Source organism: Nocardioides sp. P5_C9_2, assembly GCF_054049555.1.
Window position 1 is genome coordinate 1 of record NZ_JBFUMD010000118.1, and the last position, 8,872, is coordinate 8,872.

The following is an 8,872-nucleotide window of genomic DNA, read 5'->3' on the forward strand; positions in this document are numbered from 1 at the left end:
GTCGCAGGTGGGGTGTGGTGTCGGGACGGTGGACGGTGGCGCCGTCGTGGTCGTCGGCCTCGGGGGCGGCGGTCGTGCCCTGGGCCGAGTGGATGGTCGTGCGGCCGCCCTCCAGGATGCGCTCCATGAACGCCGGGTCGGGCTCGGTGGTGTCGTGCAGGGACCCGGTGTCCTCCGAGGCAGGACCCGGGACAGGGGCCGAGGCGACACCCGGCTGCGGGGCCTCGACGCGGCGCCGGGGCCGTACCGGCGGTGGACCCTCGGGCCCGGTGGCCGCCAGGATGGCGGCGGGGATGCCGTCGATCATGCCGGGCGCCGGGGGCGGTGGGGCCACCGCAGCGGTCGGCGACGGCGCCGTCCGGTGCGCGAGCGGCCGGATCTCGGCGCGCGAGGCGGCGACCACCCCGCCCACCAGTCGGCGGGTGGGCAGCAGGGTTCCGGGGTCGGTGCCGCCGTCGAGTGACAGGATGCGGTCGGCACCCCGCACCCGGACGTGGCCGCGCCCCCGCGAGACGCTGGACGAGACCCCGGAGGACAGGTCGACCACGGCCAGCGCGGGCGGGTCTCCCTCGAAGGCCTTCTCCAGGACTGCGAGGATCTCCTCGGTCACCGTGCCGGTGACCGGCCGCGACCCGGTCAGCACGGCCCAGACGTCCTCGAGCACGTCGTCGTCGCGCGGATCGGCGACCAGGACCCAGAGGTCGCCGGCTCCCAGCAGGACGCCGTCCCCTGCGGCGTACCTGGTCTCCACGACCACGAGCCTCTCCTCACTCGGTGCGCGTGACCCACCGACTAGTCCGATAGTGTCATTGCTCGGAGCCCCAGCGTGCCACTCTTGCTCAACTTGTCCGCCGCGCGCGCTGTACCTAGGCTCCATCCTGCGCCGTCGGGGGACGGACGTTCATTCCGCGGTAGGGGGCTGCCAGTGGCACGGGTCAGCTTCCTGCGACGGCACCGCACCGCCATCGCCTCCAACGCCGCGCTGGCGGTCGCCGCCGGCGCCGTGCTCACGTACGCCGTCGCCGCCGACGGCTACCAGGCTCACGAGGCGCAGCTCAACGACGGTGGCATCTGGGTCGTCAACGGCAAGGACGGCATCCACGGCCGCATCAACAAGCCGATCAACCAGCTCGACGCCGTCGTCTTCGCGGACCGCGGCGACCTGCCGCTCGACGTCGTCCAGGACGGCGCCGCCGTGCTGGCGGTGGACGAGCGGGCCAGCACCGCCCAGGTGATCGACCCGGTCACCGCCGAGCTCGACCCCAACGGCCGGATCTCGGTTCCCTCCGCGGGTGACGTGCAGCTGGCGGGGGGCACGCTCGCCTCCGTCGACGCCGAGACCGGTGGCATCTGGGTGGCCCACATGGACAGCGTGACCGGACGGTCGCTGGTGACCGGTGCCGACCGCCAGGCCGACCCCTTCGAGGAGGTCGGGGAGGGCGCGGCACTCGCGGTCAGCCTGGTCGGCACCGTCGTGGTCACCTCGGCGTCCGACCGCACCGTCACCTACGTCGTCCCCGACGGGGACGCCTTCGCCAAGCCCCGCACGGAGGACCTCCCCGAGGCCGCCGGCGAGCCCACCGCCGTCACGACGGTGGGTGACACCGTCGTCACCCTCGACTCCGCCGCGGGCGCGCTCACCGTGCTCGGCGGGGGGAGCGCCAGCGTCCCCGAGGACGCCGTGCTCCAGCAGCCCGGTCCCGACGCGGACGCCGTGCTCGTCGCGAGCCGCGGCAGCCTGATGAGCGTCGATCTCGCGACCGGCGGGACCACCGTGGTGACCGAGGGCGTCAACGGCCAGCCCGCCGAGCCCGTGCGCCTCGGCGCCTGCCAGTACGCCGCGTGGTCCGGCGGCCTGGGCACGGTCGCCGTACGGTGCGGAGCCGACGAGCCGACGGTCTCCACCCTCGGCGGCAAGGGGCGCGACCTGGCGTTCCGCGTCAACCGGGGCCAGATCGTGCTCAACGACGGCACCACCGGCTCGGTGTGGGACGTCGAGGACCTCGAGCCCCAGAAGATCGACAACTGGAACGCCTTCACCGCGACCAAGAAGGTCGAGAACGAGGACAAGAAGAACCAGGAGCAGAGCAACGGCGACCGCCGACCGCCGAAGGCCAAGCCCGACCAGTACGGCGCGCGCCCCGGCCGGACGACCGTGCTGCACCCCCTCGACAACGACTCCGCCCCGGACGGGCGGCTGCTGAGCATCGTGCAGGTCGACGAGCCGGTGGGGGACGCCCGGGCCGAGATCAGCCCGGACGGCCAGACCATCGTGCTCTCCCTGCCCGATCGCGCCCGCAGCACGTCGTTCGAGTACTACGTCGACGACGGGCGGGACCTCTCCGCGCACGCCACCGTGACGGTCGGCGTCCGGGGCGACGGCGACAACCGGGCGCCCGAGCCCCGCGAGGGCTACGAGCCCCGCTTCTGGCGGGTGCCGGCGGCCGGGGCGCTCTCGGTCCCCGTGCTCTCGGACTGGCGCGACGACTCGGACGGCGACACCGTGGTGCTCGACTCCGCGACCGCGATCGGGGGCGAGCAGACCGGGGCCGTCGCACGCACCACCTCCGACGGCCGGGTGCGGTTCACCGCCCCGCGCGACGGCGGCGAGCCCGTGCAGGTCGCCTACTCGGTGACCGACGGGCGCTCCGCCCCGGTCCGGCGCACCATGACCTTCCAGGTGCAGGGCAAGCTCGACCAGGAGGCGTTCGCCGCCACCGCCGAGCCCGACGTGGTCCGGGGCGAGGTGGGCCAGYCCATCAAGATCCGTCCCCTCCTCAACGACCTGCCCGGCTCGGACCCCTCGACGCCCGACGCGGACCTGGCGCTCGGTGGCAGGCTGCCCGAGCAGTCCGGGGCGACGATCCGGACCGACGCCGAGAACGGCATCATCACGTTCACCGGCACCAAGGCCGGGACGTTCTTCCTCGACTACGACGCGGCATACGGCAACGCGCCCCTCGACGGCAGCACCATCCGGGTCGACGTCCAGCCCGCACGCGGTGACCGCGACCCGGTCGCGATGCCCGACACCGTGACGGTCTACGGGCAGTCGGCCGCCATCGTCGACGTGCTGGCCAACGACCTCGACCCCGCCGGGGGACTGCTCGCCGTGCAGCGGGCCGTGGCCGACGACCCCAACCAGCTCGACGTGGCGATCATCGACGGCCGCTGGCTGCGGGTCTCCGCGCGTCAGGGCGCCCTGTCGCCCAACCCGCAGCTGGTCACCTACACGATCAGCAACGGCCCCCGCTCGGGCGCGGAGGGCGAGGTCTCGGTCAGCCTGCGCCCGGTGCCGAAGGACAACGCTCCCGTCACCGCCGCCGACCGCGTCACGGTCCGGGCCGGCACGTCGGTGACCGCACCCGTGCTCGACAACGACCTCTCCCCGTCGGGGGACCGGCTGTCCCTCCTCGGCGACGTGGTCGAGGGGTCGCCGGGCGCCCTGGAGGTCATCGCCCCGATCGACGTGAAGGGCGACGTGGGCCGCGCCTTCGTCTCGGGCCGGACGGTGCGTTACGTCGCGCCGGCCGACATCACGGAGCGGGACTCCTTCCAGATCCCCTACATCGCCGTCAACACGACCGGCCAGACGTCCCCCGGACGGCTGACCGTCACCATCACGCCGGCGGACGGACCCAACACCGCCCCCGAGCCGCCCACCCTGGAGTCGCGTGTCGTCTCCGGCGACTCGGTGAAGGTGCGGCTGGCCGGCAGCGGCATCGACCCCGACGGCGACCCGGTGACCATCGCGGGCATCACGTCGGCGCCGCGCAAGGGCCGACTGGTGGACTTCGGCGGCAACTTCCTGGAGTACCAGGCCTATCCGCGCACCGTCGGCACCGACGAGTTCGCGTACTCGGTGGTCGACACCCGGGGCGGTGTCGCGACCGGGACCGTGCGGATCGTCGTCGTACCCCCCGAGGAGCCGCAGAGCCCGTTGGCCGTCGACGACCAGCTCACCGTCGAGCCCGGGCGCACGGCCACCTTCGACCCGTTGGCCAACGACTACGTCGCCCAGGGTGACGACGTCCGGATCGAGCTCGTCGACGCGCCCGAGGGCGTGCGGCTCGACCCCGAGACGAGCCTCGTGAGCGTCCCGGCCCCGGATCGGGTGGACGCCCCCGCCGTGTCGGTCGTCTACTCGATCACCAACGGCCTCGCCCGGTCGCGTGCGGTGATGAAGCTCGAGACCGCGGCCAGCTACAACAACCCTCCGGTGGTGTACGACGCCTTCGGTCGCGCCGACGACAGCGAGAGCGTGACGGTCGGCGTGCTCGACGGCGCCTACGACCCGGACGGTCGGGTGGAGGACCTCGTCGTGGCCGAGGTGCTCGGCGACCCGGACGTCGCCCGCATCGCCGGCGACCGCATCAAGGCCGACCGCGCGACCGCCCCGCTGGTGGTCCCGTTCCGGGTCGAGGACGGTGACGGCGCGTCCGCCACCGCGTCGCTCTACGTGCCGCCCACCGGCACCGGCATCCCCTACGTCAGGCCCGACGCCCTCATCGAGCTGGACCGCGGTGGCGACTTCTCCGGCAAGCTCGACGACTTCGTCGTCAACCCCTCCGGCGGCTCGTTGCGCCTGACCGGCAAGCGCGCCGTCAGTGCCTCTCCCGCCGCGCTGCAGCCGTCGCCGGACGGGGAACGCGGCTTCACCCTGACGTCCACCGCCGACTACCGCGGCCCGGGGGCGCTCCTGCTCGAGGTCACGACCGCCACCGACCCGAGCGGCAACGAGGACCCCCAGGACCCGACCGACGGCTACACCGCCCTGCTGTCGGTCCCGGTGCAGGTCGGCGACGACACCCCCGAGCTCGAGTGCCCCGAGGCGACCATCCCGATCTCGGCCGGGCAGGACTACGACCTCGACATCGCCTCCCTGTGCAACGTCTGGACGCTGGACCCCGCCGACGCCCCCGGTCTCGACTACGAGGGCAGCTTCAGCCAGGCCGTCGAGGGCGTGTCCGTCAGCGGCAACGGCAGCCCGGTGCTGCGCGTCAGCGCCGCCGAGGACGCCACCGAGGGCGGCACGGCCGTCCTGACGATCACCGCCGGCGACAGCAACGCCGAGGAGATCCGCTTCCGCCTCGCCGACGCCCCGCCCCCGTCGCTGCTGCCCATCCGGGTCGACGACATGGAGGCCGGCCAGTCCCGCACCGTCGACCTCTCGCCGTACCTCGAGCCCGGGGTCTCCCAGCCGGACCCGACCGTGGTGTCGGTCGACCCCGTCGGAGGCTCGGGCGTGAGCGCGAGCCACAGCGGCTCGTCGGTGACGCTCAAGGCCGGCCCGGACGCACAGGGCACCTCGACCTTCCGCATCGTGATGTCCGACGTCGCCGACTCCGACACCCCCCAGCGGACCGCCGAGGGCCGCATCGAGTTCCAGGTCCGCGGCACTCCCGGTGCGCCCGGCCCGCCGCGCCCGTACCCGGCGCCGCAGTCCAACAAGATCTCGATGGGCTGGACGCCGCCGCAGGACGACGGCGGGTCGCCGATCACCGGCTACGAGGTCCAGGAGCTGCGCAACAACCGGACCATCACCTGCCGCACCAACGAGTGCGACTTCGGGGGGCTCGAGAACGCCAAGGCCTACCGGTTCAAGGTCCGGGCCATCAACAAGGTCGGCCCGGGGGAGTGGAGCGGCGTCTCCAAGTCCGCCTTCGCCGACACGGCACCGGGTCGCGTGGACAACATCCGGATGCAGGCCCGCGGCGACCACACGATCACCGTCGCCTGGAACCCGCCCACGACCCAGACCTCCAAGGTGCTCAGCTACACCGTCACGTGGCAGGGCGCCCAGCCGCAGACGGTGCCGGGTGACCAGACGTCGCTGGTGGCCGGCAACCTCGACAACAACACGCAGTACACGTTCACCGTCAAGGCGCTCAACAAGGTGAACTACTCGCCCCCGCGCACCTCCGAGCCGTTCCAGCCCATGGGGACGCCCGCGCCTCCCGGCACGCCCGCCGTCGTGGACCTCGAGTCCGGCGCGGCGCAGACGTCGGTGCGCGTCACGTGGCCGGCGACGCTGCCCGAGGGGCCGGGGGCGACGCTCTACACCCTCACGTACGCGACGCCGACCGGGACGCAGACCGTCCCCGGCTGCGCCCGCGTCCAGGCCACGTCCTGCGTGCACTCGGGCATCGCCTACGACGGGACCGCCTACGCCTACACCGTCAAGGCGCACAACACGGAGAACACGTCCGGTCCCAGCCAGCCCGCGACGTTCCAGGCCGTGGGCCGGCCCGCGGACTGGGGTGCGTGGTCGGCCGCCGCGACGGGGGCCAACCAGCAGGTGCACGTCGAGGCGGTCGCCCCCGACCCACGGGGCAAGCAGGGCGCTGCCGCCATCCTCGTCTCGGGGCAGGTCGTCTGGCAGGGGACCCTCGCTGCCGGGCAGGTCCTCAGCCAGAACGTCGCGACCTCCACCAACGACGCACCGCAGTCCGTGCAGCTGCGCATGTGCAACGAGTTCGAGGCGCAGCGCGGGTGCTCGCTCTCGGACGTCAAGACCGTCCAGACCTACGGACCGCTCTCGCGCGACAGCATCCGCTACGCCGCGAACGTGGACGGCAAGCAGATCAGCTGGACGATCTCGGGCACCAGCAACGGCGACCCGGCAGCGATCAGGTTCCAGGCCGAGGGCGGAGCCGTGCAGGTCATCTCCCTCCCTGCGGGCYCCTTCTCCGTCACCACCCAGCAGGTCGCGACCGCGCGCTACGGCGAGCGCCAACGGATGAGCTTCGTGTTCTTCGACGACAACCCGGGCAACCGTGGGGAGCACACCTTCTACGGCGACGCCACCTCGGCGCCCCCGCCCCAGCCGACCCTGGGGTTGTCGGAGTGGACCATCTGCGGAGACCTTCCAGAGTCGAACCCGACGTGCAAGGGCCCGGGCGCCGACGGCTTCTCCTGCACCGAGAACTCCTGCGGCAAGCTGAGGATCGTCACCTCCAACTTCGTCGAGCCCTACACCTGCGAGGCGCGCAACCCGATCCCGTGGGTCATCACCTTCGAGCGTCGCGGCTTCGGTGCGACCGACACCTCGGACAACACACCCTGGTACTTCTACGCCGGCCAGGACGTGACGGTGAGCTGCTTCACGTCCGACCGGAGCCAAGAGGTCAGCTCCACCCTGAAATGGCCGCAGTAGCGCGATGGCCACCCACGAACGACACGAAGAGGGCAGTCCATGACGATCTCGCACGAGCAGGCCGACTGGTTCAAGGAGACCTTCGACCAGCTGACCGCCAACATGGAGAAGGCCGTGCTGGGCAAGCGCCACGTGGTGCGACTGGCGCTGACCTGCCTGCTCTCCGAGGGCCACATCCTGCTCGAGGACTTCCCGGGCACCGGCAAGACGATGTTGGCGCGGGCGCTGGCCAACACCGTGCAGGGCAGCCACGCGCGGATCCAGTTCACCCCCGACCTGCTGCCCTCCGACGTCATCGGGGTGACCGTCTACGACCAGCACAAGGGGACCTTCGACTTCCACCCCGGCCCGATCTTCCACACGATCGTGCTCGCCGACGAGATCAACCGGGCGTCGCCGAAGACCCAGTCCGCGCTCCTGGAGGTCATGGAGGAGAGCCGGGTCACCGTCGACGGCGTGGCCCACTCGGTCGGTCGGCCTTTCCTCGTCATCGCCACCCAGAACCCCATCGAGCAGGCCGGTACCTACCGGCTTCCCGAGGCCCAGCTGGACCGCTTCCTGATGAAGACGTCGATGGGCTACCCCGACCGGGCCGCCACCGTCGAGCTGCTCGTCAACGCCGCCGTGCGCGACCGCGCCTCGTTGGTCACCCCGGTGATCACGGCCGACACGATCTCCCAGATGAGCGGGCTCGCCGACCAGGTGTACGTCGACCCGGCCGTCGTCGGCTACGTCGCGGAGCTCGCCGAGGAGTCGCGTCGCCAGCCGCACGTCAAGCTCGGGTTGTCGCCCCGTGGCTGCCTGGCGTTCATCCGGGTCGCCAAGACCTGGGCGGCCGCCGACGCACGCGACCACGTGCTCCCCGACGACATCAAGGAGCTCGCCGAGCCCGTGCTGTCGCACCGCCTGCTGCTCGACGCCGAGGCCCAGTTCAGCGGCGTGAGCGTGCAGACCGTCATCGGCCGCCTGCTCGACTCGGTCGCACCGCCCACGGACCGGGTGGCCTGAGCCGCCCATGGAGCGCCTGAAGGAGCTGCTGACGATCGTGCGCCCCACGGGGTGGCTGGTCCTCGGCATCGGGGTGGGGGCGGCGTACGTCGCGGCCCTCGCGGGCTGGCGGGAGATGGCCGTGCTGGCGGCCGCCTGCCTGCTGCTGCTCGCGGTCGCGGCACCCTTCCTCCTCGGCCGTACGTCGGTCGACGTCGACCTGCGCCTCGAGCCGGAGCGGGTCGCCGCGGGTGACTCGGTGGCGGCGGGCGTCGTCGTGCGCAACATCGCCTCCGGACGGCTGCTCCCGACGACCCTGGAGGTGCCGGTCGGCTCCTCGATCCACCGCTACGGCATCGGCTCGCTGCCGGCCGGGGGAGTGCACGAGGAGTCGTTCACCATCCGCACCGAGCGACGGGGCGTCATCCGGGTCGGCCCCGCCACCACCCGCCGGGGCGACCCGATCGGCATCTTCTCCCGCGACGTGGTGTGGACGCCGGTGCGCGAGGTCCTCGTGCGGCCCCCGATGGTGCCGCTCGACTCGCTGGGCGCCGGGCTCCTGCGCGACCTCGAGGGGGTCTCGACCGACGCGGTCTCCCAGAGCGACCTCGCCTTCCACGCCCTGCGCGAGTACGCCCCCGGTGACGACCTCCGCCACATCCACTGGCGTTCCTCGGCCAAGGTGATGGCCTCGACGGGGGAGTCGGCCCTGCTGGTGCGGCAGTACCT

General features: G+C 72.6%; 3 protein-coding genes and 1 pseudogene. 3 read left to right on the top strand and 1 reads right to left on the bottom strand.

Translation table 11 applies throughout. The annotated features are described in order from the left end of the window. Window positions 1-751 (bottom strand): annotated as a pseudogene (locus tag ACXJKL_RS08180) (hypothetical protein); the annotation flags it as partial. 174 nt (window positions 752-925) lie between these two features. Between ACXJKL_RS08180 and ACXJKL_RS08185 the strand changes: the two are divergent. The 3 genes from ACXJKL_RS08185 to ACXJKL_RS08195 form a co-directional block, all read left to right on the top strand. After that, on the top strand, window positions 926-7,156 hold the full coding sequence (locus tag ACXJKL_RS08185) for an Ig-like domain-containing protein (RefSeq protein ID WP_457206567.1): 6,231 nt from the start codon (window positions 926-928) through the stop codon (window positions 7,154-7,156). A 39-nt stretch (window positions 7,157-7,195) separates the two neighbouring features. Then, window positions 7,196-8,164, top strand: a complete 969-nt coding sequence (locus ACXJKL_RS08190; protein ID WP_457206568.1) for an AAA family ATPase — start codon at window positions 7,196-7,198, stop codon at window positions 8,162-8,164. 7 nt (window positions 8,165-8,171) lie between these two features. Then, the coding region (locus tag ACXJKL_RS08195) for a hypothetical protein (protein WP_457206569.1) at window positions 8,172-8,872 on the top strand (701 nt) is incomplete at its 3' end.

Excerpts from the sequence above, each read along its gene's own strand:
- ACXJKL_RS08190 (WP_457206568.1), top strand. The coding sequence starts at position 7,196 with ATGACGATCTCGCACGAGCAGGCCGACTGGTTCAAGGAGACCTTCGAC.